Source organism: Shivajiella indica, assembly GCF_042683085.1.
Taxonomy (GTDB): Bacteria; Bacteroidota; Bacteroidia; order Cytophagales; family Cyclobacteriaceae; genus Shivajiella; species Shivajiella indica.
This window is the reverse complement of sequence record NZ_JBHUIV010000016.1, coordinates 645,986-671,909: the sequence shown is the minus strand read 5'-3', so window position 1 is coordinate 671,909 and position 25,924 is coordinate 645,986. Positions and strand designations below refer to the sequence as shown.

Sequence of the window (25,924 nt, the reverse complement as noted above, 5' to 3'; positions counted from 1 at the left end):
AAAAATCAATAGACAATGATTAGAGGAGCAGATATCGTAGTAAAATCTCTGATTGCCGAAAATGCAGAATACATTTTCGGTTATCCCGGTGGTGCAATCATGCCGGTTTATGATGCCCTGTACGATTACAGTGATCAGATCAAGCACGTATTGACCAGGCATGAACAGGGTGCCATTCATGCTGCCCAGGGATATGCAAGGGTTTCAGGCAAGGTTGGGGTGGTTTTGGCCACGTCCGGCCCTGGTGCTACAAATTTGATTACTGGTTTGGCGGACGCCCAGATTGACAGCACGCCTTTGGTTTGTATTACTGGACAGGTGGCAGCCCATCTTTTGGGTTCAGATGCTTTCCAGGAAACTGATGTGGTAGGATTATCCATGCCGGGAACCAAATGGAATATCCAGGTAAGATCAGTAGATGAAATTGCTCCTGCTATTGCAAAAGCATTCCATATTGCCAAAACAGGAAGACCTGGCCCTGTATTGGTGGATATTACAAAAAATGCCCAAGTGGAATTTGGGGAATTCAATTATGTGCCTTGCTTAGGAATAAGATCTTACAAGCCTTATGTTAAAATAGATCAAAAAACCATTGATGCTGCTGCCGAGCTGATTAATAATGCAAAAAAACCATATGTTCTTTATGGGCAGGGTGTAGTTCTTGCAGGTGCGGAAGAACAGTTGAAATCATTTTTGGATAAAACCGGTATACCCGCAGCATCCACCCTTTTAGGTTCTGGTGCTTTGCCTCAGGACCACCCTTCCTATGTAGGAAAATTGGGTATGCATGGAAATTATGCACCCAATCTCTTGACCAATCAATGTGATATCCTGATTGCAGTGGGCATGCGTTTTGACGATAGGGTCACAGGGGATCTAAAACGTTATGCCAAGCAGGCAAAGGTAATCCATTTGGAATTGGACCCTTCTGAAATAGATAAAAATGTCAAATGTACTGTGGCGGTTCAGGGGGATTGTAAAGTGAGCCTTGAAATGTTAACCGATACAGTCCAAACCAATTCCCATCCCGAATGGATGCAAAGATTCAGAGACCTTGAAAATGAGGAAAAGGAAGCGGTTATGGCCAATGATCTTCATGGTACCCACGGTGGTTTGCATATGGGTGAAGTGATACGGCTAATCAACCAATTCAAAGAAGAAGATGCCATTTTGGTAACTGATGTAGGACAACATCAAATGATAGCCTGGAGGTATTTTGATTACAAAAAGACCAGAACACAGGTGACCTCAGGAGGCTTGGGTACCATGGGCTTTGCCCTTCCTGCTGCTTTGGGAGCTCAGTTGCATGATTATAAAAAACAGGTCATATGTGTGGTAGGTGATGGAGGAATTCAGATGACCATTCAAGAATTGGGCACTATCATGCAGACCAAAGCCCCTGTGAAAGTTGTGTTGCTCAATAATAATTATCTGGGAATGGTACGCCAGTGGCAACAATTGTTCTTTGATAAGCGCTACTCATTTACCGAACTTGAGAATCCTGATTTTATAAAGATAGCCGAAGCTTACAATATCAAGGCAAAAAAGGTAACCGAAAGAGATGATCTGGAAGCTTCTGTTGCAGAAATGATCCTACATCAAGGAGCTTATTTCCTAGAAGTAGTGGTAGAAAAAGAAGACAATGTTTTCCCTATGATTGCTACAGGTTGCTCGGTGGAAGAAGTAAGGTTAAGTTAATCGTTAATCAGGGTTTATGAATCGATATACTATATTAGTTTATACGGAGAATTTCATTGGAATTCTCAACCGGATATCCATCATCTTCACGCGCAGAGGCATCAATATAGATGCTTTAACAGCATCCGAAAGTAGATTGGACGGAATTCACAAAATCACGATTGAGGTAACCGTTACAGAGGAACAGATCGTCCACCTGACCAAACAAATAGAAAAAGTAGTAGATGTGATCAAAGCCTACTATTTCACAGATAGTGAGGTGGTTTACCAGGAAATAGCCCTTTACAAACTACCTATTGAAAGCCTGGATCCGGGATTGGAAAAGGTAATCCGGCAGTTTAATGCCCACATCATTGCCGCTGAAAAAGAGTTTGTGGTGATTGAGTTCACGGGCCATAAAGAAGATACACAGGCTTTGTTGGAAATATTGAAACCATTCAATTTATTGGAGTTTTCTCGCTCCGGTAGGGTGGCTATTGCTAAGCCAAAGTTTTCTGTTCAAGAATATTTAAATAATCAAACCTAATTAACAACACTATGAAACTGAAATTCGGATCAGTAGAAGAAAATGTAGTCACCAGGGAGGAATTTCCTTTGGAGAAAGCTAGAGAAGTATTGAAAGACGAGGTAATTGCCGTTCTGGGCTATGGAGTACAAGGTCCTGGTCAGGCACTGAACCTCAAAGACAATGGTTTCAATGTCATCGTAGGCCAAAGGAAAGGGTCAAAAACATGGGATAAAGCCATTGCAGATGGATGGGTTCCGGGTGAAACATTGTTTGAACTGGAAGAAGCCTGTGAAAGAGGGACCATTCTTCAGTTCTTACTTTCTGATGCCGGTCAGATCGCCCTTTGGCCAACAGTCAAAAAATACCTGACTCCTGGAAAAGCACTCTATTTTTCCCATGGATTTGGTATTACTTACAAAGAGAAAACAGGAATTATCCCTCCTGCGGATGTGGATGTGATTTTAGTGGCTCCAAAAGGTTCCGGTACTTCTCTCAGAAGAATGTTTGTAGAAGGTAGAGGGCTGAATTCTTCCTTTGCCATCTATCAGGATGCGACCGGAAAAGCAAAAGATAGGGTTATTGCATTAGGAATAGGTGTAGGTTCCGGTTACTTGTTTGAAACTGATTTCTATAGAGAAGTAACTTCTGACCTTACCGGTGAAAGAGGAACTTTGATGGGAGCTATCCAGGGAATATTTGCTGCTCAGTATGAGGTTTTGAGGGCCAATGGCCATAGCCCATCTGAAGCATTTAACGAAACTGTAGAAGAACTGACCCAAAGTTTAATGCCATTGGTTGCGGAGAATGGAATGGATTGGATGTATGCCAATTGTTCTACCACTGCCCAAAGAGGTGCCCTGGACTGGTGGAAACCATTTAGAGATGCCACAAAACCGGTTTTTGAAGAACTCTACAACAGTGTGAAAAGCGGTAAAGAAGCACAGAAGTCAATTGACTCCAATTCCAAGCCTGATTACAGAGAAAAACTGGAAGCGGAATTGAAAGAATTAAGAGAATCTGAAATGTGGCAGGCAGGTGCGACTGTCAGAAAATTAAGACCTGAAAATAACTAATAGAATTATGAGTGAAAAGCTATGGATATTTGATACCACACTCCGGGATGGAGAGCAGGTACCAGGGTGTCAGCTGAACTCCCAGGAAAAGATAGTGGTGGCTAAGGCTTTAGAAGACCTTGGAGTAGATATCATCGAAGCAGGATTTCCTATATCCAGCCCAGGGGATTTCAACTCAGTAGTGGAAATTTCAAAAGCAGTTTCAAATCCTATCATCTGCGCCCTTTCCAGAGCTGTGGAGAAGGATATTGAAGTAGCTGCAGCTGCATTGAAATATGCCAAAAAGGGCAGAATCCATACCGGGATTGGAGTATCTCCTTATCATATCCAATACAAATTACGGTCCACACCTGAAGAGATCATCGAAAGAGGGGTCAGGGCAGTGAAGTTTGCCAAGCGCTTTGTGGAGGACGTGGAATTCTATGCGGAAGATGCCGGAAGGGCGGAACTTCCCTTTTTGGCAAAAATTATAGAACAAGCCATCAAAGCCGGCGCCACAGTAGTCAATATCCCGGATACCACAGGCTATTGCCTACCCGAGCAATATGGAGCGATCATCAGATACCTGAAAGAAAATGTTTCCAATATCGATAAAGCCATCATCTCTACCCATTGTCATAATGACCTTGGAATGGCTACCGCCAATACCATAGCAGGAGTCCAAAATGGAGCAAGGCAGGCTGAACTGACTATTAATGGAATCGGGGAAAGGGCCGGAAACACCTCTTTGGAAGAAGTAGTGATGGCGATCAAATGTCATCAGACCATTCCGGTGCACACTGACATCAAGACAGAAAAAATCTACGGTACCAGCCGCTTGATTTCCAAATTGATGAACATGCCGGTTCAACCTAATAAAGCCATTGTAGGAAGAAATGCTTTTGCACATAGTTCAGGAATCCATCAGGATGGGGTTCTCAAGCATAGGGAAAATTATGAAATCATTGACCCAAAAGAAGTTGGGGTTCATGAGTCTTCCATTGTATTGACTGCCAGAAGTGGTAGAGCCGCACTAAAGCATCATCTGGATTCCTTGGGCGTCGAACTGGAAGGTGAAGCCTTGAGAGAGGTATATGAGGATTTCCTGAATTTGGCAGATAAGAAAAGAGATATAGGGCCAAAAGATCTGCTTTCTCTGGTCGGTAAATACATGGACGAGTCATCCTTTATTGAATTGGAAAAAGTCAGCTATCAATCCAATGGTGAAATCAAAGCCAAAGTGAGACTTAAAGTAGGAGACAAAAGCTACGAAAGTGATTCTACAGGCAACGGTCCGGTAGATGCGGTATTAAAAGCCATCGAAAAAGTGGTAAAACCTCATTATGTGCTGGAGGAATTCCTGATTCAGGCGATCACAGCAGGAAGTGACGATGTGGCCAAAGTACACATGCGTCTGATGCAAGGAGATAAGCCCTACTATGGTTTTTCTTCCAATTCAGATATAGTATTGGCCTCGGCTCAGGCATTTGTGGATGCCCTTAACAAGATTCCTGTCAAAGACAAAGCGACAATCGAGTAAAATGGAAAAGAAAACATTATTTGAAAAAATATGGGATGCCCATGTGGTACGCTCAGTACAAAATGGACCAGATGTCTTCTTCATCGATAAGCATTTTATCCATGAAGTGACCAGCCCTGTAGCATTCCTTAATTTAGAAAAAAGAGGTATTGGGGTACTTTATCCTGAAAGAACAATAGCAACCCCTGACCATAACGTACCTACGGTGGACCAGGATAAAACCATCAAGGACAAACTTTCCCGTATGCAGGTGGAAAAACTGCGAGATAACTGCAAAAAATACGGTATTGAACTTCATGACTTAGGTTCTGCCCATCATGGTATCGTTCATGTGATCGGTCCTGAATTGGGGGTAACACAACCGGGAATGACCATCGTTTGTGGGGACAGCCATACTTCTACCCACGGTGCCTTCGGTGCCATTGCTTTTGGTATTGGCACCTCTGAAGTGGAAATGGTATTGGCCACCCAATGTATCATGCAGTCCAAGCCCAAGAAAATGAGGATCACTGTAGATGGTACTCTTGGAAAGGGTGTTACTTCCAAAGATATTATTCTCTATATCATCTCGAAAATTTCAGCCGCCGGAGCAACAGGCTATTTTGTTGAATATGCAGGTTCAGCCATAACCAGTCTCAGCATGGAGGCCAGGATGACCATCTGCAACATGAGTATAGAAATGGGGGCCAGGGGAGGACTTATTGCTCCGGATGAGACCACCTTCAATTACCTGAAAGGCAAACAATATGCCCCTAAAGGAAAAGAATGGGATAATGCTGTTGCTTATTGGAAAACTTTGAAGACCGATGAAGGGGCTGTATTCGACAAGGAGTACCATTTTGACGGCAATGATATTGAGCCTATGATTACCTATGGGACTAATCCAGGAATGGGTATCAAAATCAAAGACAGAATCCCCACTACCGAAGGTATGGAAGGTAGCAATAAGACTACCTACCTGAAGTCTTTGGATTATATGGGCTTTGCTCCAGGTGAACCTATCAAAGGGAAGACAGTGGATTATGTATTTGTGGGAAGTTGTACCAATGGAAGGATTGAAGATATCCGTGCAGTAGCCAACTTTGTAAAAGGTAAGAAAAAGGCAGATAATATCACCGCTTGGATCGTGCCAGGATCCAGAGAAGTTGAAAAAATGGCACATGAGGAAGGCCTGGTGAAAATACTCGAAGAAGCAGGCTTTGAATTGAGACAACCCGGATGCTCTGCATGTCTTGCGATGAACGAGGATAAAATTCCTTCGGGAAAATATGCGGTTTCGACCTCCAATAGGAATTTCGAAGGACGTCAGGGTCCAGGTGCCAGAACCATGTTAGCCAGCCCTATTACAGTAGCCGCAGTGGCAGTAACTGGAAAAATCACCGATCCAAGAGAAGTTTTCTAATACCAAAAAAGATAATTCATGCCTTACGATAGATTTAATGTATTGAAAAGTACGGTGGTGCCTTTGCCTACCGAAAATGTGGATACTGACCAGATTATTCCTGCCAGGTTTTTAAAAGCTACCGAAAGGGAAGGCTTTGGTGATAACCTGTTCAGAGACTGGAGATATGATGTGGAAGGGAATCCCAAAAAAGACTTCGTGCTCAATGACCAAACCTATTCTGGTAAAATCCTATTGGCCGGGAAGAATTTTGGTTCGGGTTCCAGTAGGGAACATGCAGTTTGGGCCCTTTATGATTATGGATTTAGATGTGTGGTTTCCAGCTTTTTTGCAGATATTTTCAAAAACAATTGCCTGAATATCGGCGTGCTCCCTGTCACAATTACTCCGGAATTTGCTGAGGTTCTTTTTAAGGCGATTGAGGAAAACCCTAAGACAGAGGTAGAAGTTAATTTGGACAAGCAGACCATCACCTTGCTCAGCACAGGGCAGTCTGAGCCGTTTGACATCAATTCCTACAAAAAGGAAAATATGAAAAACGGTTTTGATGACATTGATTATCTCCTAAACATCAAGGATGAGATCATCAGCTTTGCACAACATAAAGTATAGATAAATCTGAATTCTTAACTTAAATGGGGTATCAAAGAAAAATAGAAATCATGGATACAACCCTGAGGGATGGTGAACAAACCTCAGGTGTTGCTTTTCTTCCTTCTGAAAAGCTCCAAATAGCTAAATTGCTATTGGAGGAATTGAGGGTGGACAGGATAGAAGTAGCATCCGCCAGGGTTTCTGAGGGAGAAAAGGAGGGTGTGAAAAAGATTACCCAATGGGCTGCGGAAAAGGGATATCTGGACAGGGTGGAGGTATTAGGTTTTGTGGATACCCCTGCCTCTGTGGATTGGATTGAAGAAGCCGGTGGAAAAGTAATGAACCTCCTTACCAAAGGATCACTTAACCACCTGACCCACCAATTGAGGAAAAGTCAACAAGAGCATTTTGAGGATATTATAGGTTGTGTGGGCTATGCTAGGTCCAAAGGAATTAGCGTCAATGTTTATCTTGAGGATTGGTCCAATGGCATGAGGAATTCCATGGATTATACCCTTGACCTAATTGCCATGCTGACCAAATTGCAGGTCCGAAGAATCATGCTGCCAGATACACTAGGACTCCTGAATCCCCGTGAAGTTTCTCATTTTGTAAAGTTAATCACGACTGAATTTCCGGATACTCATTTTGATTTCCATGCGCATAATGACTATGATCTATCCGTTGCTAATGTATTGGAAGCCATTTATAATGGAGTCAGCGGAATACATACCACAGTGAACGGACTTGGGGAAAGAGCTGGGAATGCCCCATTAGAATCCGTCATTGCGGTCATCAAAGACTTCACCGATTTCAGGTTGAGTGTCAAAGAGAATAAGATTTACCGTGTGAGTAAATTGGTAGAACAGTTTTCAGGCCAGCATATCCCCGCCAATAAACCCGTGGTAGGAGAGAATGTATTTACTCAGACTGCCGGTATCCATGCAGATGGGGACAATAAGAAAAACCTGTATTTCAATGACCTGTTGCCGGAACGTTTCGGCCGTCAAAGGAAATATGCTTTGGGGAAAACTTCGGGCAAAGCCAATATAGTCAAAAATCTTCAAGAGCTAGGAATTTCTCTTGAACCGGATGAGTTGGCCAAAGTGACCCAGAAAATCATCGAACTTGGTGATAAGAAAGAAAGGGTTACAACAGAGGATTTGCCCTATATTATTTCCGATGTGCTTCAGAACAATTCCATTTCCCATAACATTTTCATTGAAGGTTATAACCTAAGCCATTCCAAAGGATTGAGGCCTACTGTTCAGCTGAAAATGAATATCAATGGGGAGAGTTATGAAGAGGGCTCTTCCGGGGATGGGCAATACGATGCCTTTATGAAGGCCTTGAGTAAAATATACAAATCTATCCATAAAGAACTGCCGAAACTTACGAATTACCATGTAACTATCCCTCCTGGGGGCAAGACAGATGCCTTTGTGGAGACAGTGATTACCTGGGATTATGGAAGGATCTTTAAAACCAAAGGGTTGGATAGTGATCAGACAGTTGCTGCATTGAAGGCAACGGAGAAAATGTTGAATATTATAGACAAAATAGACTTAGGAAATGCCGGTCCTGAAGTGGCCAAAGAAAGCAATTCCGATATAGAAAAACAGACATTATATGGAAATGAATATCGCACTGCTGCCGGGTGATGGCATTGGTCCTGAAGTAATAGCCCAAGCTGTAAAAGTTGTTAAAGCGGTCGGCAATAAATTTGGTCATACGATCCATTTTGAAGAGGCACCTGTGGGGGCAACTGCCATCGATTTAACAGGTGACCCATATCCAGATGCTACCCATGAAGTATGCTTAAGAGCAGATGCAGTACTTTTCGGGGCCATCGGGGATCCAAAATATGACAATGATCCCAAGTCGAAAGTAAGACCTGAGCAGGGATTGTTGAGAATGAGACAAAAGTTGGGCTTGTTTGCCAACGTGAGACCAACTTTTACCTTCCCTTCTCTGATTCATAAGTCACCTTTGAAACTCGAGAGGGTAGAGGGTGTGGATTTTGTGTTTTTCAGGGAGCTAACCGGTGGGGTTTATTTTGGTGAGCCGAGGGGAAGGAATGAGCAGGGGACCAAGGCTTTTGATACCAATGTGTATTCCAAAGAAGAGATCACCCGCTTGGCAAGGATGGGTTTCGAAGCCGCCCAGAAAAGAAAAAAATTATTGACCTGTGTGGATAAGGCCAATGTCTTGGCCACTTCCAGGTTATGGAGGGAAACCGTTCAGGAATTGGCTCCTGAATATCCCGATGTGAAGGTAGAGTATGAATTTGTAGATGCCGTGGCCATGCGCTTGATCCAATGGCCAAAAGCATATGATGTCCTGATTACTGAGAACCTTTTTGGGGATATTTTGACCGATGAGGCATCGGTGATTTCCGGTTCTATGGGATTGATGCCTTCAGCTTCTTTAGGGACAGAGAATAAATTGTTTGAGCCTATTCATGGTTCCTATCCACAAGCTGCAGGAAAAGATATTGCCAATCCTTTGGCAACGGTATTGTCAGCAGCTATGATGTTTGATTATGCCTTTGGGCTGAAAGCTGAGGCACAGACCATCACCGATGTGGTGAATAAGTCTTTGGCAGAGGGAGTCGTGACAGAGGACATTGCCGAAGGCGGAAAAGCGTATAAGACCTCTGAGGTGGGGGATTGGTTGGCGGAGAATGTCTGAGAAGTAAGAGCCAAGGCAAAAGGAAAAAGGGGGAGGGCGGATTTCGGGACCGAGCGTTAACAAAATGTTCAGTGGTCCCGATAGTTCGGGATAGAGAGGGGCCAGGATGCAGGGAAGGAGAAAACCATTCAGAAGTGTAAGTATTAAGGGGCTCATTAATGAGCTGGAATTGGTGATTAATCTATGAGAAACCCGGATAAATTCGGTTTTTTTTAATTTTCCGAAATTTTTCCATTGAGAAAAAATCAATAATAAGCATAACCAATCCCATAGGGATTTCCTATCGGTAGCCAATTTACGTCTCATCGTTTCCACCAATCCCGTAGGGATTACCTATCGGTAGCAAATGAATGGGTAGATTCTGCCCATCAATCCTGTAGGGATTGCCTATTGAAATATTAAAGGTGTGTATAATATAGGCCATCCCTACAGGATGGTGGGGCGGTTCATTGGTTGGTTTTTGCTACAGATGGGTTGTGCCTCTGGCACAATTCGGTAATAGCCGTGCAGGTGATAGGGTTGTGATGAATTGATAATAACCAAATATGGGATTAGGTCAATTTCAAATCATGGTGGAACGTTGGTTGATGCTAGCCTCCAATCCCAGAGGGATTGCACATCGTAAGGCGATCAACGTTTTGTTGTGGGCATTAATCCCGTTAGGGATTACCTATCGGTAGCAAAATAACGTGCAATCGTGTTCACCAATCCCAAAGGGATTGCCCATCGGTAGCAAATGAATTGGTTGATACCTCCCATCAATCCCATAGGGATTACCTATCGGTAGCAAATTGACAATTGAATTCGCCGGCCAATCCTGTAGGGATTGCCTATTGAAAAATCCCCTTTTACATCACCGGCTTAAATAAATACCTTTCCTCAAATGGGATTTGAAATTTATCCAACATCTCGGTATACTCCTGCAAAAAGGTCTTTTTCTTGTGATGTTCCTCCTGTAATTGAATATATTTAATCACCCTGCTGATATGGGACATGCTATAAGAAAATGCCCCATATCCATCTTGCCAAGAAAATTTTGATTTAGTCAAACCGGAATCATTAATAAAGTTCATAGATCCGATTTTTGTTTCTTTCATCAAATCAGAAATTGATTGTGAAGGCCTAAGTCCAATTAGAATATATACATGGTCAGAAACCCCATTGATGGCCAGTAATTTATGTTCTCTTTTTTGAATTATTCCTGTCATGTACCTGAAAAGATCATCTTTCCATTCAGTGCGGATTAAACTGGCCCTGTCTTTCACCGCAAAAACTGCCTGAATATGAATTTGGGTATATGTATTTGCCATAGTTTTAAAAAATTTTAGAATATGAAATTAAAAATGTTGATACAGACATAAAAGAAATTGAGTCATATTAAACGGATAAGTTAAATTTTTCAGACCATCCCTACAGGATGGTGGGGTTGATCGGTCGGGGTTTTTGCTACCGATAGGTTGTGCCGCTGGCACAATGCGGTAATATCCTAGAAGGGTTAGAAAACAACAAAATGAAAATTTAAAATAAGGGAAATGGGTATATCACTAATCAAAAACAAAAAACCGGTAACTCTAAGTTACCGGCTTCTAGTTTTTTATGATTTTTTATTTTTTACTATGTAATCTTAAACAGGACATTCAACCTCTATTTGTTCTTTTGTTTGCCATTCAACATCCAAATGGACACCGTAGAAGGCGCTTTGAGGTATTGTGATTGAGACCGAATTCCCTTTATAGGTCGTAAATAGTCCCGGAGAAGGGTTTCCTGATGGAGCAGAAGAATAGCCCTGGATTTTGACAGCTTCATTTCCTTTCTTCAATCTCCATCCATCATTCAAAGAAATGGTAATTGTAACCTTGCCTCCACTTGCGGCTGAAAATGCCACTGTACCGGCATTCATTGTCTGCCCAGCAAACAGGGTTACTGATTTGGCACTTCCTGAATAAGCAGTATAAGTAGCCCAGTTGCCCCGATTATTATACCTTAAAGTTCCAGAAGTATTTCCATTTGCTGCCCAGGCAGTCTCACCTTTCCAAACGAAATCGAAGCATGGTTCATCACATTCTTTGAGTGTAAGTTTAACCGCCGTCCTTTCACTGGCACATTTTGTCTTATCATCTACAGCCTCAGCATAATAAGTCACTGTTTGATCACCACCTATTGATTCATCATAAGATAAGGAAGGATCATCAACTTTATTTCCATCTTTATCGTACCAAACGATTGTGATTCCATTAGGAACATCTTTAACAGTAGCAGTAAGTACATCATTACAATCCCCTTCTTGATCTCCACCAGATATCGGTGCAGCAGGCAAAGCCCAGATAGTCAAAGTGGCTTTTTCTGAAAAATCACTTGAACAACCGTTTACAAAAGCAGCATAATAGTCAATAGTGCCTACTTCATCCAATTTTGGATCATCAACTTCTACAAATTCACCATTTACTTTTTTGTACCATTGAAGTGTATATCCGTCCGGAGTGGTAGAACCATCCTTCAATTTTGCTCTCAATACCAAGCCATCTTCATCACATGCCTCATCACCTACTACTTCTGGTGCTTTTGGCTTTTCCTCCAAGGTGTAGCAAAAACGAAGATTACTTAATCCAGCAGGCTCTCCACTAGAATTTGGAGGAGAAGCCAATCCAGAATCACTTCTTACATCTCCTTCATAGAAATAAACATTAGCATCATTGGAACCCTTAACAACTGCTGCAAGGTATTTGACACAATACCCATCAGGAACGTCAATAGTCCAAGAAACAAGAGTTCCATCTGTTGTAGCAGTAATGGCACCAAATGTAGCTTGATTTCCAGAAAAGTCTTCTGCATTAATTTGTTCAAAGGAAGTTCCAAAAGAAGGGATACCGTATGCGGTTGCTACTTCAGCACAAGTTCTATTGCCACCTTGATTTGCACCAGGAATAATATATGGCGTAATTCCACCATTAGACTTTGGTGTAGAAGCGGTTCCTGTTAAAGGAGCCCTCGCATTTTCCAATCCATTACCGATAGGACTCAAACCAAATGCCGCAGCCATTTCCTCTGCGCTTTGCTCTAAAGTTGCTTTATCGGGCTCAATGGCCTCAAACTGGGTACATGCTGCCATGATGACAACAAGGGCTATTATCCAAACCTTGTTCGGAGAAATAGCGTTGTAAAAATTTTTCATAGATTTTAACTTAAGCGTTTAAGTAATGACTCAATTTAGTTCTAGATAAATGAATGGCCAAAAATGTATTTCGAATGGAATTAAATGTCGTTACAAGCAAAAAATAAAACTTGACACTACAATATTTAATTTGGAATTTATTAAATCATACGATTTTCAATTTTGATATTAAAAAAATTATAATTTTTATAAAATAGTATAAATTATGAATTTAGTAACAGAACTAATTTTAGAATTTCTGAACTTAAATTTTTTGACATATGTCAAAAAATTTCATTGCTTTGGGTAGAAGTAATTACCAATTTCTTTCAATTTTTTTTATAAAAACCCTAATTTTTAACTAAAAATTGGGTTTTTAAAAGGTTTTAAATTATCCTAATTTCACTTTTCTATTGATCAGTGCATTTGACTTTTTACGGAATTTTTAGTAATAAACCATTTTGCAATCAAGGAGCTCCATAAATAAACCTTAATTATGGTCATGATGGGATTCAAGCAATATGGATTTGGGGTATTCCCAATCCTTTTGAGATTACCTCGAAGGCTTTTCTTATTTTTGGCAGGTAAAACTTTCAATGTATGCAGACACGTCCCCATACCTACCTTTTTTATATTCAATACCTGGGATTGCGGTACGCTGGTTGGCAAAGGCAAAAAGGTGTAAAAACCATCCAGGGAAGTCTGGAGAGGGGCATTCGTTATGTGTTGGGCCATGAAGATTTTACAGTTCTTGGCGCAAGTAGAACCGATTCAGGGGTTTCCTGTAACAGGGGGGCTTTTGAACTTTTTTTAAAACATTCCCTTGAAATCCAGGAGTTTATCTACCAGCTGAACTGCAATCTCCCTTCAGATATCCGTATACTGGAAGGAAATGCCGTACACAAAGAATTTAATGTTATCCAAGATGTGTTATGGAAAGAATACCGCTATCATTTTGCCATGGGAGACAAATTCCATCCTTTTTTGGCGGGCACCCTATCTTATTTTCCAGGTGAGTACGACTTGAACCTAATGAAGGCAGGTTCGAAATTGTTTATCGGAACCCACGATTTCCGTAGGTTTTGCTCAATTGATAAAGTTACGGTCAACTATTTCAGAACGGTTTTTGAATCCTCCATTGACTTTCATCCCCAAGCTGGACAAGGTGATATGCCCAGGGATAGCTTTGTCTTTAAGGTCAAAGGAGAGGGTTTTTTGCGTTATCAGGTGAGGATAATGGCTACTGCTTTAATTGATCTGGGAACGGGAAAAATCAGTTTGTATCAGATCCGTAATGCTTTACAGGAAAAGGAGGCAAAGCCCATCGCCATCACTGCCCCTGCCAATGGCCTGGTGCTTTGGGACCTGGCATTCAGGATGGATAAATAACCTTTACACTTTTTACAGGAAACCCATACTGATAATTCCTGCCATCATCAGCAATTTGGACAGAATACTCAGTTGGCTGAAATGGGCCTTTCGGTCTGCCATGTAGATTTTGTACATAAATACAAAAAATAGGATACTCAGGATACCGAAATAAAAAAACAAAAGGATATTGTTGATCCTGAAGGTAACGTACAAAATGGAAATGACAAAGACCAAGGCAATCATAAAGATGATCCTTTTGGTATTGCGGAATCCAAATACAATGGGCAGGGTACGGCAACCGTGTTTTCGGTCTCCTTCACGGTCTTCTATGTCTTTGATAATTTCCCGGATCAGGTTGACAAAGAAGGCAAAAATCGCATAAGTAAGTACCAAGAGAACGGATTTTTGATAGTAGAATCCGATCATCCAAATAGAGGTACCTGTCAGAAGAGCTACGGTAAAATTACCGATAAAAGGTTGTCTCTTTAAGGAGTTGCTGTAAAGCCAAAGTAAAAATGCAGCCATGAAATTGATTACTGCGATACGGGGACTTACGATCAGCCCAATCCCAACTCCTGCGAAATTCAGTATGGTATGGAAAAAAATAGCCACCCTTCTTTTCATCCCACGTCCAATGATTACCTCATCAGGTTTGTTTACATAATCGATTTTTACATCATAATAGTCATTGATCATATAACCTGCTGCAGCGATCAAAATGGTGGAAAAAATGATCAAATAAAGATTGATGTCCATGTATACAGGAAGGCCTTTGCGGTTGGTCTCCACCAAAAAAAGGGCAGTCATCAATTGGGCAAATCCCAATATGGCCAAATTGATTGGCCTACTGATTTTAAGCAGACTCCAAAAGGTAAAGCTTTTGGTGTATGAGGAGACTTTCATGGCCCAATATTACTAATTTTGTACCTACGGAGCAGCACTGTAAACCCTAACATAATCAATTTCCAAACGTTGTGGCCAGATTTCGGTATCTACTCCCTGGGCACCTCCCCAATTTCCCCCTACAGCAATATTCAGGATCAAATGGAAAGCGTGGTCAAAAGGCCATTCCTCCCAGCTTCCTTTGGTGTTTTCAAAGGTATGGTACTTTTCCCCATCCATGTAAAAGTCGATTTTGTTTTCCTGCCAGTCGATAGCATAGACATGGAATTCTTCCGAGCAGTCTTTTACCTGGATGGTCTTACCTTTTTGAGTTCCTTTGGTGTGGTTGAAGGCTTCCGTGTGCACAGTCCCATGAACGGTTCCATGATCATACCCCACATGTTCCATGATATCAATCTCTCCGCTCTTTGGCCATCCTCCGTATTTGTTTTCTTCTGGCAGCATCCAGATGGCTGGCCAAGTGCCCACTCCTTTGGGAAGTTTTGCCCTTACTTCTATATACCCATACTTCCAGGAAGCTTTTCCTCTGGTCAATAGCCTGGCTGAGGAATATCCTTTTTCAAAGCTGCTATCCTGATGTGCTTCAATGATCAGGATGCCCTTTTCTGCTCTGGCATTTTCCAAATTATTCTCTGTGTAATACTGCAGTTCGTTGTTGCCCCAACCATTATCTCCCAGATCATATACCCATTTTTCGGGATCTGGAAGGCCCTCATAATCAAACTCCTCAGACCAGATTAGGTTTGAAACTTCTTTGGGCGAAGAACAGGAAAAAAGAAATATGATATATATCGGAAATATTATATTTTTCATAAATTAAATTTTAAAATAGGTGTTTTGGAATAGCTTTTGCTTTATTTTATTTAAATTTTATGTTAAACTCTAAAGATTAAATGATATGTCACTTGAATTAAAGATAAAAGGAAATTGGAACGAACTGAAAGGTAAATTGAAAGAAAGGTATGCAGAGCTGACAGATGACGATCTGGTTTATGCAGAAGGTCAAGAAGATCAGCTGTTGGGCAAGATACAAAAGAAAACAGGTGCTGCGAAAGCTGAACTTACGAAGTTTCTATTTGGAGAAAAGGAGGAAGAGGCGTCCGAAATTCAAAAAAAATAATTATCCCACAAAGCCTCCAAGAAGCACAAGGTTATTTTTCTTGGTGGTACTTTGTGCCTTGGTGTGAGCAAATTCTTAAGCCCATTTATTGTCTAGCATGGAATTTTGTTTCACGCAGCGGTCGTTGCGGAATTAGTTGCGTTCGCCGTGTGAAATTTTTTTCCGGGAACTTGAATTTGGTGGGAGAATAAAATTATCCCGCAAAGCCTCTAAGAAGCACTAAGTTTAATATTTCTTGGTGGTGCTTTGCGCCTTGGTGGGAAAATAAAATTCGGTGTTGAATATTATCGAAGCGCTTCCCTCGAAATCACAATCTTCTGTATCTCGGAAGTACCTTCACCGATGGTGCAGAGTTTTGCATCCCTGTAATATTTTTCTACCGGATAATCCTTGGTGAAGCCATAACCCCCAAAAATCTGAACTGCCTCATTGGCTACAGAAACCGCAACTTCTGATGCAAAATATTTTGCCTGAGCACTGGCCATGGTAACTTTTTGCCCTCTGTTTTTAAGATCAGCTGCCTTAAAAGTCAGCAATTTTGCCGCTTCCACCTGTGTGGCCATATCTGCCAGTTTGAAGGAAATACCCTGAAATTTGCTGATGGGCTGATTAAACTGATATCTTTCTTTGGAATATTGAATGGATTCCTCCAAGGCACCTTCTGCAATCCCCAGAGAAAGGGCGGCAATTGAAATCCTGCCTCCATCCAGAATTTTCATGGATTGTATAAATCCTTCCCCCACCTCACCCAAAACCTGACTTTCATGCACCCTACAGTCCTCAAAAATCATCTCTGCTGTTTCGGAAGCCCTCATTCCCAATTTGTCTTCTTTTCTTCCACCTTTAAAACCTGGGGTTCCTTTTTCCACTATAAATGCCGTCATGCCATGGGAATCCCCGATAGCCCCTGTTCTTGCGATGACCACCGCCACATCTCCGGATATGCCGTGGGTTATGAAATTCTTGGCACCATTAATGATATAATGCTCTCCTTCTTTTATAGCCACTGTCTTCATATTACCCGCATCCGAACCTGTATTGGGTTCAGTCAGTCCCCAGGCACCCAAAAATTCGCAACTGGCCAATTTGGGCATGTACTTTTTCTTTTGTGTTTCATTGCCGAACATCATGATATGACCTGAACAGAGAGAATTATGTGCGGCCATAGAGAGGGCAATGGCAGGATCCAATTTTGCCAGTTCTTCAATTGCGGTTACATATTCAAAATACCCAAATCCTGAACCTCCATATTCAGAAGGCACTAAAACCCCCATTAATCCCAATTCTCCCAATTTTTTAAAAAGTTCCAAAGGGAAATGCTGCTTATCATCCCATTCTTTTCTATAAGGGCTGATTTCCTTTGCTCCGAAATCCCGGATCATCTGAGCAATCATCACCTGATTCTCATTCAAATCAAAATTCATCATAATAGTATATTTGGGTTTATGTTCTCCTAAGATACTAACTTGTTGTGAAACACAATGGTTTGCTATTCCAGACCACTTTATTGCAGGTCTTTTGAATCGTCAAACATAGGCGTACTTATTTAAGAGTCCCAGGAATCCTAATCAAAATTTTTTTCTTATATTTTATATTATATCGGAATAATATTCTGATAGAAATCATGTAAAATTTTCCCGGATTTTAAAAATCAGGGTAAAAACAACTCGGTAAAATCAAATTTTTGACCGTCGAAGAGGCCTTGATCGCTTAATTTCAGATCAGGAATGACCAAAAGCGCCATGAAGCTGAGGGTCATAAATGGAGATTGGAGTTTAGATCCCAGATTTTTGGCCATCAGGTCAATTTTGGTGTAGGCCTCCGCTATTTTGTACCCATCCTCTGCTGACATGATACCCCCTACAGGTAGGGGAAGCACCATTTCCTGATCTGGGCCCACTACTGAAATTCCACCTTTCTTTTCAATAATGAGATTGACCGCCCGGCATAAGGATATGTCATCAACACCTATTGCAATGATATTATGGGAATCGTGTCCGACAGAAGAGGCAATGGCCCCTTTTTTCAATCCGAAATTTTTGATGAATGCCACTGCTGGAGGGGAATCTTCATAGCGGTTGACGACTGTGATTTTAAGGATGTCTTTATCAACATTGGATGTTGCCATCCCATTCACTATTCTGATGGACCCCTGGATTTCGGGTGTGATCAATTGGCCGTCCAAGGCCTCGATGACCCTTACTTTCGATCCTTTGGCGGTAATTTGAAAGTCTGATTCTTTTTTTGGATGCGTTTTGAAATTGTTGATGATTCCGTTTTTGACGGAGTGAATAAGGCTTTTTTCATTTTCGGCTACTTTGGTTCCATTGATATAGGTAGCCTTAACACGGAAGTTTTTAAGGTCTTCGACCACAATAAAGTCAGCAGGGTCATTAAGTCTAAGATAGCCTACTTCCATATGATAATGATGGATTGGGGTGATACATGCAGCTCCCAACACATCGAAGAGATCCTTTCCTTTTTCCAATGCCCTTACAACCAGTTCATTGATATGGCCGATAGCCAAGTTGTCAGGGTGCTTATCATCTGAACAGAACATGACCATTCCGGGATAATCATCGATGATATCAATCAAGGCGTCAAAGTTTTTGGCAGCACTTCCTTCCCTGATGGCTATTTTCATCCCCAATTTCACTTTGTCCAAAGCTTCATCCAAGGTAAAACATTCATGATCGGTGGTGATTCCTGCACTGGCATATTTTGCAGCAATTTCCCCTTTAAGGCCTGGGGCATGACCATCAACCTGTTTGCCATATTTTTTTGCCAAGGCTATTTTTTCCATAACTATGGGATCCCTGTTTACTGCGCCTGGCCAATTCATCATTTCTGCCAAATAGCGTACTTCCTTACTTTTCAGAAGTTCTTCGATATCCTGAGCAGAAATTTCAGCCCCTGCAGTTTCAAATGGGGTGGCAGGTACACAGGAGGGTGCTCCAAAATAAAACTTAAAGGGGACCTTTTTGCCGTTTTCAATCATATAATCTACTCCTTTCATTCCGCAGACATTGGCGATTTCATGGGGGTCAGAAACTGTGGCCACTGTACCATGGCAGACTGCCAACCGTGCAAATTCCGAAGGGACCAACATGGAGGATTCCACATGGACATGTGCATCTATAAATCCGGGCATTATATAGGGGAGGTCAGGCTTTTGAGGGATTTTTTTGATGGATACTATCTTCTCTTGAACCACTTCTATTTCAGCGGTAAAAATTTCACGATTAGGAATATCAACGATATTTCCGGAAAGTTTAAATGAAGTCATTTTGATCGGTTTTAAGGAATAGGGTTTTCACATTTCAACATTAAAATGGATTATCCTTACATAGTAGTGTAATACATTTAAATCAGAAAGAAAATAGATTTAAAACTACTATATTTGCGGCTATAATTTAAAAAAGCAAAGGCTACTTTTCTTAAATGCAAAAAATTGTAATTGCGATAGACGGATTTTCAGGATGTGGTAAAAGCTCAACTGCGAAAGCACTTGCCAAAATTTTAGGCTATACCTATATAGACTCAGGTGCCATGTACCGGGCTGCCACTTTACACTTTTTGAACCATAAGGTAAATTTGGAAAATAAGGAAGATGTGGCCTCCAGCCTTGAAACGCTGAAGATTTCTTTTGAATTTAATCCGGAAACAGGAAAGCAGGAGACTTTTCTTAATGGGCAGAATGTAGAAAACGAGATCAGGTCCCTGAGAGTTTCTGATCATGTCAGTGAAGTCAGTAAAATCAAAGAAGTTAGGGAAGAGCTTGTCTCCCAGCAACAGGATCTGGGGAAAAATAAAGGTGTGGTAATGGACGGCAGGGATATTGGTACGGTAGTATTTCCGGATGCGGAATTAAAGGTCTTTATGACAGCGGATCTGACCATCCGGGCGAAAAGAAGACTGAAAGAGCTGCAGGAAAAGGGTCAGCAGGTAACACTTGATGAAATTGTACGTAATCTTGCTGAAAGAGATGAGATGGATTCCACCAGAAAAGAAAGTCCGTTATTAATGGCGAAGGATGCGGTGGAATTGGATACGAGTCATTTGGAATTTGATGATCAGGTAAATCAAATTGTTTCGTTTGCAAAAGATAGGATAGTCCTTTATAGTAAATAATATGGAAGTAACCATTGATAAAAATTCCGGCTATTGTTTCGGTGTTGAGTTCGCCATTAAAATGGCAGAAGATGAAATGGAAATGTCGGATAAACTTTATTGTTTAGGTGATATTGTTCACAACGATATGGAAGTAAAGCGGCTAAGTGAGAAAGGTTTGGTGGTGATAGACAGAGACCAACTCCAGGAATTGAGTGACTGTAAGGTATTGATCAGGGCCCATGGTGAGCCGCCTGAAACCTATAAAATGGCCATTGAAAATAACATAGAGCTTATAGATGCCTCTTGTCCGGTAGTTTTGAAACTGCAGCACAGGGTGAAGACAGCCTTTGATAAGATGGAAAAAGAAAATGGCCAGATTGTCATTTATGGTAAAAAAGGCCATGCAGAAGTGATAGGACTTACTGGACAGACCTTGGAAAAAGCCATTGTGGTCATGGAAGACAAAGATTTGGATAAAATTGATTATTCCCGATCTGTGACTTTGTTCAGCCAGACCACTAAAAGTACCAAAGGGTTTTATGAATTAAAGGCGAAAATTGAAGATAGGATCAAAGCGGAAAAAGGAGAGCTGAACGAATTGGATTTCAATGCCAATGATTCCATATGCAGGCAGGTTTCTAATAGGGAACCACAACTTCAAAAGTTTTCGCAGGAAAACGATGTCATTATTTTCGTGTCCGGAAAGAAAAGTTCTAATGGAAGGGCCTTATATCAGGTATGTAAAAACGAAAATGACAGGAGCTATTTCGTAGAAAACGAAACAGAAATAGATCCTTCATGGTTTAGACCAAATGATAAGGTCGGAATTTGTGGGGCTACCTCCACACCAATGTGGTTGATGGAGCAAGTCATGCAACATATCAATTCATTGGAAGAAGGTTTGATGTTGGAAAATAAATGATCTGACCATCCATCAAAAATCTTGGAGCTATGTATCAATACTCACAAATATTAGCAAAATAATCTTCTATTAACTGATCTATTTTATTAGATTTGAGGCGTTTTTCAAAAGACCATTCAGTTCAAAAATCATATGTCAAAAACAGTAAAGCTTAAGAAGGGATTCGATATTAAGCTCGTAGGAAAGGCTGAAAAGCAAATTTTAGACTTTCAACCCGCCAAGACTTTTGCGATCAAGCCCACAGATTTCCCGGGCTTACAAAGACCAAAAGTAACTGTAAATGAAGGTGATACAGTGAAAGCAGGCACCCCCATTATGTTTGACAAAGCTATGGATAGGGTGCAGTATGTAGCTCCAGTTTCCGGTGAAATTGTCGAAATCAAAAGAGGTGACAAAAGGAAGCTTTTAGAAATCAAAATCCTTGCTGATTCAAAAATTTCTTATGAATCTTTTGATAAATATTCAGGATCCACCCTGCAATCTTTGAGTAAAGAGGACGCTATAGGCCAAATGACTAAATCCGGGGTCTGGCCCCAGATTATCCAAAGGCCATTTGGGATTGTGGCCAATCCTGAGGATACTCCTAAGGCCATTTTTATTTCAGCTTTTGACACCAATCCTTTGGCACCTGATTACAGTATCACTCTTCAAGGGGAAGAGAATAATTTTCAGGCCGGAATTGATGTTTTGTCGAAATTAACGTCCGGCAAAATTCATTTGAACCTGAATGCAGAGGGAGAAACTCCATCTGTTTTTTCCAATATAAAAGGAGTTGAGGTCAATAAATTCAGTGGCCCGCACCCTGCAGGTAATGTTGGTGTTCAAATTCACCATCTTGATCCGATCAATAAAGGTGATATTGTATGGACTGTCAGTCCTTATGGTGTCTGCCAGATAGGTAAACTCTTCCTTGAAGGTAAATATGATGCCTCCAAAATTATTGCAGTAACCGGTTCAGAAGCTACAAAAACAGGATATTTCAAAACATATGTCGGAGCCTGTGCGGATACCTTGGTAGAAGGAAATTTAAAACAGAACCACATAAGGGTTGTTTCAGGGAATGTTTTGACAGGAGAAAAAATCAGCAAAAACGGATATTTAGGTTTTTATGCCAACCAGATCACCATCATCCCTGAGGGTGATTATGAGGAATTTTTGGGATGGATAAAACCTAGTACCACAAAACTTAGTTTCCATAAGGCTATAGGATTGTTATCTTTCCTCAATAAAGGAAAGGAATATGTTGTGGATACCAATACGCATGGAGAAGAAAGACCTTTTGTGGTCACTGGTGTATTTGAGAAAGTCCTACCTATGGATATTTTGCCTACATACCTTTTCAAAGCTATCATTTCCGAAGATTTTGACGAAATGGAAGAATTGGGAATTTATGAACTCATTGAAGAAGATGTGGCAATCTGTGAATTTGTTGATCCCTCAAAAAATGAATTGCAGGGAATATTGAGAAATGGGATTGAATTATTAATGTATAGTTAACATATGAAAGCATTACAAAATCTCTTCGATAATCTTAAGCCAAACTTTGAGAAGGGCGGAAAGTGGGAGAAATTCCATACATTATACGAAGGACATAGAACAATAGCATTTGCACCTGACTTAATTACGGGTTCAAAAGGAACCCAGATCAAAGATGCCGTTGACCTTAAAAGGGTCATGATTACCGTAGTGATTGCCATGGTTCCTGCGCTTTTATTTGGGATTTTCAATGTTGGACATCAGCATTTTCTTGCTACAGGAGTTGAAGCAACTTTCCTTGACAAGGTGTTGATCGGACTCATTTCTGTGCTTCCGATACTTATTGTTTCTTATGCCATAGGTTTGGCGACAGAGTTTACTTTCTGTGTGATAAGAAATCACCCTGTTAGTGAAGGTTTTCTGGTAACAGGTATGTTGATTGCTTTGGTAATGCCTCCAAACGTCCCACTTTGGCAGGTTGCTTTAGCAACCATCTTCGCTGTGGTAATCGGAAAAGAAGTTTTTGGTGGTACGGGAATGAATATCCTGAACGTAGCCATGACAGCAAGGGCATTCCTTTATTTTGCGTATCCTGCGCAGATTTCAGGTGATCAGGTTTGGACTTATCTTGGTGATAAAACCCCTGTGGATGGCTTTTCAGGAGCTACTGCCTTGGCGGTTGCTTATACAGCCGGTGTGGATGGAGAGCCTGTAACCAAAGCTTTAGCGGAACATAATACTGTACTTGGTGATGGGCTTTTCAGTTTTAGTAATCTTTTTATTGGTTTGATTCCTGGGTCTATTGGTGAAACTTCCACCTTGATGGCTTTGATCGGTGCTGTCATCTTGATCGCTACTGGTGTAGCCAGCTGGAAAATAATAGTAAGTGGATTTGCAGGAGCTTATGCAATGGGCCTTATTTTGAATCTTTTTGCAGCCAACGAATATATGGCCATGGCACCTCAATACCATTGGGTAATGGGAGGTTTGGCTTTCGGAATTGTTTTCATGGCAACTGACCCAGTTTCAGCAGCCCAAACAGAAGCAGGTAAATGGATTTATGGTCTGCTGATCGGGGTATTGACAGTCATCATTAGGGTGACAAACCCAGCTTATCCTGAAGGGATTATGCTGGCTGTTCTTTTCATGAACGTGTTTGCCCCATTAATCGATTATTATGTAGTTAAAGCTAATAAGAAAAGGAGGTTACAACGTGCAACAGTCTAACGCTTATATCATTACTTTCTCCGTAATTCTAACTATTGTTTTGGGATTACTTTTGTCAGGGACTTCTCAGGTTTTGGGTCCTATGCAGAGAAAGGCCGAAGAACTTGATACCAAGAAGCAAATCCTTGGTGCAGTTATAGATGCAGATCAATTGAAAGCCATGAAGGCAGATGAAGTTTTGGCTTTTTATGAAAACAGAATAGCTTCTAAAGTGGTGGATATCAATGGTAATATTTTAGAAAAAGATGCAGATGGGAATCCATTGATGGCAGAAAAGGTAAATGTGGGTAAAAACTACAAAATGCCTGCAGATAAAAGAATGTATCCAATATTTATTTTCCATGCTGAAGGCAACCCAGAGGCAGTTGAGTCTTATGTTCTACCAGTTTACGGAGCAGGACTGTGGGATGAAATCTGGGGTTATCTTGCCTTGCAGACAGATCTGAACACTATCGAAGGGGTAACCTTTTCCCATAAAGGAGAGACCCCAGGCCTTGGTGCTAGAATCACTTCAGCAACTATTCAGGAAAGGTATCAGGGTAAAGAAATCTTTGATGCTTCAGGTCAAATCCAGTCAGTAGTGATGCAAAAAGGAGAGGGAAAAGATTATTCCTCAGATCCCCATAAAGTAGACGGAATGTCTGGAGCAACCATTACGGCCAACGGGGTAAATGATATGATTAGAAATTACCTTCAACATTACAGTGCATTTTTGGAGAAACAAAAGTCTTCCCAAAAAACTGAAATGGCTTCTTTAAATTGATTTTGAACGTTTCAATCTTAAAATAATGAGTACAGAAACTACAGTTGCAGAAGTTAAAAAACCCGCTGAGGAACTTCTGTCCAAAAGAAGAAAAAAATTAATCTCAGATCCCTTGGTGGACAATAACCCGATTACCATTCAGGTTTTGGGTATTTGCTCTGCACTTGCAGTTACCACACAAATGCAGCCAACTCTGGTTATGGCGATTTCTGTAATATTTGTTGTTGTCATGTCCAACCTAACCATCTCTTTGATGAGAAATACGATTCCAACTAGGGTTCGTATCATTGTTCAGTTAGCGGTAGTGGCAACATTGGTAACTTTGGTAAGTGAATTTTTGAAAGCTTTTGCTTTTGACATGTATAAGGAACTATCTGTGTTTGTAGGCTTGATCATCACCAACTGTATTGTGATGGGACGTTTGGAAGCATTTGCTTTGGGCAATAAACCTTACGATTCTATTCTTGATGGATTTGGCTCAGCCTTGGGTTATTCATGGATCATTCTTGCTGTAGCTTTCTTCAGGGAATTGCTTGGATCAGGCTCTGTTTTCGGAGTACCTGTTTATGATACCCTGGCAAGTTTTATCGGGGATGACTTTAGCTTTGCAACCAATGGTCTGATGGTTTCACCGGTTGGTGCATTCATCATACTTGGATTGATTATCTGGGTACAGCGTACCAAAACGGGTTATGTTGAACACTAATAAATTAGAGAAGAAATGGAATTAATTAACTTAGGTATAAAATCGATTTTTATCGATAATATGGTATTTGCCTACTTCTTGGGAATGTGTTCTTTTTTGGCCGTTTCCAAAAAAGTAAGTACTGCCTTGGGTCTTGGTGCAGCAGTTATTTTTGTTTTAACCGTAACGACGCCAACCAACTGGTTGTTGAATGAATTCGTTCTAAAAGAAGGGGCTTTGGCATGGCTAGGTGAATCATTTGCTACCATCGACCTGACCTTCCTGAGATTTATCATGTTTATTGCCATTATCGCTGCTATGGTACAGTTGGTGGAAATGGTAGTTGAAAAATTTGCTCCTGCTCTTTATGGTGCCTTGGGAATTTTCCTTCCCCTTATCGCAGTAAACTGTGCTATTTTGGGAGGTTCTCTATTTATGGCCCAAAGGGATTACACCTTGGCAGAAGCTACTGTTTACGGGTTTGGATCAGGTACCGGATTCTTCCTTGCCATTATTGCTTTGGCTGCTATCAGGGAAAAATTAAAGTATTCAAACGTTCCTAACGGATTGAAAGGTTTGGGAATTACCATGCTTTTAACTGGATTAATGGGTATCGCTTTCATGTCATTCATGGGAATTGACCTTTAATCTGCTATTCATAATATGTAAAAAGCCTTGAGAGAACCTCAAGGCTTTTTTATTTTCAAT

General features: G+C 41.0%; 23 protein-coding genes. 17 read left to right on the top strand and 6 right to left on the bottom strand.

What is annotated here, in order from left to right; all coding sequences use genetic code 11:
- Positions 1-15: 15 nt before the first annotated feature.
- The 8 genes from ilvB to leuB are packed head-to-tail and all read left to right on the top strand — an operon-like array spanning position 16 to position 9,485.
- Positions 16-1,698: a biosynthetic-type acetolactate synthase large subunit gene (gene ilvB / locus ACFSKV_RS12395; RefSeq protein ID WP_380803126.1), complete on the top strand. Its 1,683-nt coding sequence runs from the start codon at positions 16-18 to the stop codon at positions 1,696-1,698.
- Between the two features lie 16 nt (positions 1,699-1,714).
- Positions 1,715-2,224: an acetolactate synthase small subunit gene (gene ilvN / locus ACFSKV_RS12390; RefSeq protein WP_380803124.1), complete on the top strand. Its 510-nt coding sequence runs from the start codon at positions 1,715-1,717 to the stop codon at positions 2,222-2,224.
- An 11-nt stretch (positions 2,225-2,235) separates the two neighbouring features.
- On the top strand, positions 2,236-3,279 hold the full coding sequence (gene ilvC, locus ACFSKV_RS12385; protein ID WP_380803123.1) for a ketol-acid reductoisomerase: 1,044 nt from the start codon (positions 2,236-2,238) through the stop codon (positions 3,277-3,279).
- A 7-nt stretch (positions 3,280-3,286) separates the two neighbouring features.
- Positions 3,287-4,798: a 2-isopropylmalate synthase gene (locus tag ACFSKV_RS12380; protein ID WP_380803122.1), complete on the top strand. Its 1,512-nt coding sequence runs from the start codon at positions 3,287-3,289 to the stop codon at positions 4,796-4,798.
- Position 4,799: 1 nt separating this feature from the next.
- Positions 4,800-6,200, top strand: a complete 1,401-nt coding sequence (gene leuC / locus ACFSKV_RS12375; RefSeq protein ID WP_380803121.1) for a 3-isopropylmalate dehydratase large subunit — start codon at positions 4,800-4,802, stop codon at positions 6,198-6,200.
- Between the two features lie 18 nt (positions 6,201-6,218).
- The gene (gene leuD, locus ACFSKV_RS12370) at positions 6,219-6,812 is read left to right on the top strand and encodes a 3-isopropylmalate dehydratase small subunit (RefSeq protein ID WP_380803120.1); all 594 of its coding nucleotides are present in this window, start codon (positions 6,219-6,221) and stop codon (positions 6,810-6,812) included.
- Between the two features lie 23 nt (positions 6,813-6,835).
- Positions 6,836-8,455, top strand: coding sequence for an alpha-isopropylmalate synthase regulatory domain-containing protein (locus ACFSKV_RS12365; RefSeq protein WP_380803118.1), 1,620 nt, complete (start codon positions 6,836-6,838; stop codon positions 8,453-8,455).
- Positions 8,424-9,485: a 3-isopropylmalate dehydrogenase gene (gene leuB / locus ACFSKV_RS12360; protein WP_380803116.1), complete on the top strand. Its 1,062-nt coding sequence runs from the start codon at positions 8,424-8,426 to the stop codon at positions 9,483-9,485. The genes ACFSKV_RS12365 and leuB overlap by 32 nt, the downstream gene beginning before the upstream one ends.
- Positions 9,486-10,333: 848 nt before the next feature.
- On the opposite strand, the gene tnpA is transcribed toward leuB, so the two are convergent.
- Together tnpA and ACFSKV_RS12350 are read right to left on the bottom strand one after the other, a co-directional pair.
- On the bottom strand, positions 10,334-10,795 hold the full coding sequence (gene tnpA / locus ACFSKV_RS12355; protein WP_380803114.1) for an IS200/IS605 family transposase: 462 nt from the start codon (positions 10,793-10,795) through the stop codon (positions 10,334-10,336).
- 314 nt (positions 10,796-11,109) lie between these two features.
- Positions 11,110-12,657 carry an Ig-like domain-containing protein gene (locus tag ACFSKV_RS12350; RefSeq protein ID WP_380803112.1) on the bottom strand — a complete coding sequence of 516 codons (1,548 nt, stop codon included), beginning with the start codon at positions 12,655-12,657 and terminating at the stop codon, positions 11,110-11,112.
- Positions 12,658-13,236: 579 nt separating this feature from the next.
- On the opposite strand from ACFSKV_RS12350, the gene truA reads away from it, so the two are divergent.
- A complete protein-coding gene (gene truA / locus ACFSKV_RS12345) occupies positions 13,237-14,025 on the top strand; it encodes a tRNA pseudouridine(38-40) synthase TruA (RefSeq protein WP_380803109.1) in 789 nt (262 codons plus the stop codon).
- Between the two features lie 12 nt (positions 14,026-14,037).
- Here the strand turns inward: truA and ACFSKV_RS12340 are convergent, their stop codons facing one another.
- Both ACFSKV_RS12340 and ACFSKV_RS12335 read right to left on the bottom strand, forming a co-directional pair.
- The gene (locus ACFSKV_RS12340; RefSeq protein WP_380803105.1) at positions 14,038-14,910 is read right to left on the bottom strand and encodes a geranylgeranylglycerol-phosphate geranylgeranyltransferase; all 873 of its coding nucleotides are present in this window, start codon (positions 14,908-14,910) and stop codon (positions 14,038-14,040) included.
- Between the two features lie 24 nt (positions 14,911-14,934).
- Positions 14,935-15,723: a glycoside hydrolase family 16 protein gene (locus ACFSKV_RS12335; RefSeq protein ID WP_380803103.1), complete on the bottom strand. Its 789-nt coding sequence runs from the start codon at positions 15,721-15,723 to the stop codon at positions 14,935-14,937.
- Between the two features lie 85 nt (positions 15,724-15,808).
- Between ACFSKV_RS12335 and ACFSKV_RS12330 the strand changes: the two genes are divergently transcribed.
- Complete coding sequence (locus tag ACFSKV_RS12330; RefSeq protein ID WP_380803100.1) at positions 15,809-16,030, top strand: CsbD family protein; 222 nt, start codon at positions 15,809-15,811, stop codon at positions 16,028-16,030.
- A 284-nt stretch (positions 16,031-16,314) separates the two neighbouring features.
- On the opposite strand, the gene ACFSKV_RS12325 is transcribed toward ACFSKV_RS12330, so the two are convergent.
- Both ACFSKV_RS12325 and ade read right to left on the bottom strand, forming a co-directional pair.
- Positions 16,315-17,454, bottom strand: a complete 1,140-nt coding sequence (locus tag ACFSKV_RS12325; RefSeq protein ID WP_380803328.1) for an acyl-CoA dehydrogenase family protein — start codon at positions 17,452-17,454, stop codon at positions 16,315-16,317.
- A gap of 227 nt (positions 17,455-17,681) precedes the next feature.
- Positions 17,682-19,316: an adenine deaminase gene (ade, locus tag ACFSKV_RS12320; RefSeq protein ID WP_380803098.1), complete on the bottom strand. Its 1,635-nt coding sequence runs from the start codon at positions 19,314-19,316 to the stop codon at positions 17,682-17,684.
- Positions 19,317-19,471: 155 nt separating this feature from the next.
- Here ade and cmk point away from each other — a divergent pair, with 155 nt between their 5' ends.
- The 7 genes from cmk to nqrE all read left to right on the top strand — a co-directional run bounded on the left by cmk (position 19,472) and on the right by nqrE (position 25,864).
- Positions 19,472-20,161 carry a (d)CMP kinase gene (gene cmk / locus ACFSKV_RS12315; RefSeq protein ID WP_380803094.1) on the top strand — a complete coding sequence of 230 codons (690 nt, stop codon included), beginning with the start codon at positions 19,472-19,474 and terminating at the stop codon, positions 20,159-20,161.
- 1 nt (position 20,162) lies between these two features.
- Complete coding sequence (locus ACFSKV_RS12310) at positions 20,163-21,065, top strand: 4-hydroxy-3-methylbut-2-enyl diphosphate reductase (protein WP_380803091.1); 903 nt, start codon at positions 20,163-20,165, stop codon at positions 21,063-21,065.
- Between the two features lie 132 nt (positions 21,066-21,197).
- The gene (locus ACFSKV_RS12305) at positions 21,198-22,562 is read left to right on the top strand and encodes a Na(+)-translocating NADH-quinone reductase subunit A (RefSeq protein WP_380803090.1); all 1,365 of its coding nucleotides are present in this window, start codon (positions 21,198-21,200) and stop codon (positions 22,560-22,562) included.
- A gap of 3 nt (positions 22,563-22,565) precedes the next feature.
- Entirely contained in the window at positions 22,566-23,768 is a 1,203-nt protein-coding gene (locus ACFSKV_RS12300) for an NADH:ubiquinone reductase (Na(+)-transporting) subunit B (RefSeq protein ID WP_380803088.1), read from the top strand.
- Complete coding sequence (gene nqrC / locus ACFSKV_RS12295) at positions 23,755-24,531, top strand: NADH:ubiquinone reductase (Na(+)-transporting) subunit C (protein ID WP_380803085.1); 777 nt, start codon at positions 23,755-23,757, stop codon at positions 24,529-24,531. The genes ACFSKV_RS12300 and nqrC overlap by 14 nt, the downstream gene beginning before the upstream one ends.
- A gap of 25 nt (positions 24,532-24,556) precedes the next feature.
- Positions 24,557-25,237 carry an NADH:ubiquinone reductase (Na(+)-transporting) subunit D gene (locus tag ACFSKV_RS12290; protein WP_380803082.1) on the top strand — a complete coding sequence of 227 codons (681 nt, stop codon included), beginning with the start codon at positions 24,557-24,559 and terminating at the stop codon, positions 25,235-25,237.
- A 15-nt stretch (positions 25,238-25,252) separates the two neighbouring features.
- Positions 25,253-25,864: an NADH:ubiquinone reductase (Na(+)-transporting) subunit E gene (gene nqrE, locus ACFSKV_RS12285; protein ID WP_380803080.1), complete on the top strand. Its 612-nt coding sequence runs from the start codon at positions 25,253-25,255 to the stop codon at positions 25,862-25,864.
- Positions 25,865-25,924: the final 60 nt, after the last annotated feature.

Bases quoted from the DNA above. Each gene is read 5' to 3' on its own strand.
- ilvB (WP_380803126.1), top strand. From the start codon at position 16: ATGATTAGAGGAGCAGATATCGTAGTAAAATCTCTGATTGCCGAAAAT.
- ilvN (WP_380803124.1), top strand. From the start codon at position 1,715: ATGAATCGATATACTATATTAGTTTATACGGAGAATTTCATTGGAATT.
- ilvC (WP_380803123.1), top strand. From the start codon at position 2,236: ATGAAACTGAAATTCGGATCAGTAGAAGAAAATGTAGTCACCAGGGAG.
- ACFSKV_RS12380 (WP_380803122.1), top strand. From the start codon at position 3,287: ATGAGTGAAAAGCTATGGATATTTGATACCACACTCCGGGATGGAGAG.
- leuC (WP_380803121.1), top strand. From the start codon at position 4,800: ATGGAAAAGAAAACATTATTTGAAAAAATATGGGATGCCCATGTGGTA.
- leuD (WP_380803120.1), top strand. From the start codon at position 6,219: ATGCCTTACGATAGATTTAATGTATTGAAAAGTACGGTGGTGCCTTTG.
- ACFSKV_RS12365 (WP_380803118.1), top strand. From the start codon at position 6,836: ATGGGGTATCAAAGAAAAATAGAAATCATGGATACAACCCTGAGGGAT.
- leuB (WP_380803116.1), top strand. From the start codon at position 8,424: ATGGAAATGAATATCGCACTGCTGCCGGGTGATGGCATTGGTCCTGAA.
- tnpA (WP_380803114.1), bottom strand. From the start codon at position 10,795: ATGGCAAATACATATACCCAAATTCATATTCAGGCAGTTTTTGCGGTG.
- ACFSKV_RS12350 (WP_380803112.1), bottom strand. From the start codon at position 12,657: ATGAAAAATTTTTACAACGCTATTTCTCCGAACAAGGTTTGGATAATA.
- truA (WP_380803109.1), top strand. From the start codon at position 13,237: ATGCAGACACGTCCCCATACCTACCTTTTTTATATTCAATACCTGGGA.
- ACFSKV_RS12340 (WP_380803105.1), bottom strand. From the start codon at position 14,910: ATGAAAGTCTCCTCATACACCAAAAGCTTTACCTTTTGGAGTCTGCTT.
- ACFSKV_RS12335 (WP_380803103.1), bottom strand. From the start codon at position 15,723: ATGAAAAATATAATATTTCCGATATATATCATATTTCTTTTTTCCTGT.
- ACFSKV_RS12330 (WP_380803100.1), top strand. From the start codon at position 15,809: ATGTCACTTGAATTAAAGATAAAAGGAAATTGGAACGAACTGAAAGGT.
- ACFSKV_RS12325 (WP_380803328.1), bottom strand. From the start codon at position 17,454: ATGAATTTTGATTTGAATGAGAATCAGGTGATGATTGCTCAGATGATC.
- ade (WP_380803098.1), bottom strand. From the start codon at position 19,316: ATGACTTCATTTAAACTTTCCGGAAATATCGTTGATATTCCTAATCGT.
- cmk (WP_380803094.1), top strand. From the start codon at position 19,472: ATGCAAAAAATTGTAATTGCGATAGACGGATTTTCAGGATGTGGTAAA.
- ACFSKV_RS12310 (WP_380803091.1), top strand. From the start codon at position 20,163: ATGGAAGTAACCATTGATAAAAATTCCGGCTATTGTTTCGGTGTTGAG.
- ACFSKV_RS12305 (WP_380803090.1), top strand. From the start codon at position 21,198: ATGTCAAAAACAGTAAAGCTTAAGAAGGGATTCGATATTAAGCTCGTA.
- ACFSKV_RS12300 (WP_380803088.1), top strand. From the start codon at position 22,566: ATGAAAGCATTACAAAATCTCTTCGATAATCTTAAGCCAAACTTTGAG.
- ACFSKV_RS12290 (WP_380803082.1), top strand. From the start codon at position 24,557: ATGAGTACAGAAACTACAGTTGCAGAAGTTAAAAAACCCGCTGAGGAA.
- nqrE (WP_380803080.1), top strand. From the start codon at position 25,253: ATGGAATTAATTAACTTAGGTATAAAATCGATTTTTATCGATAATATG.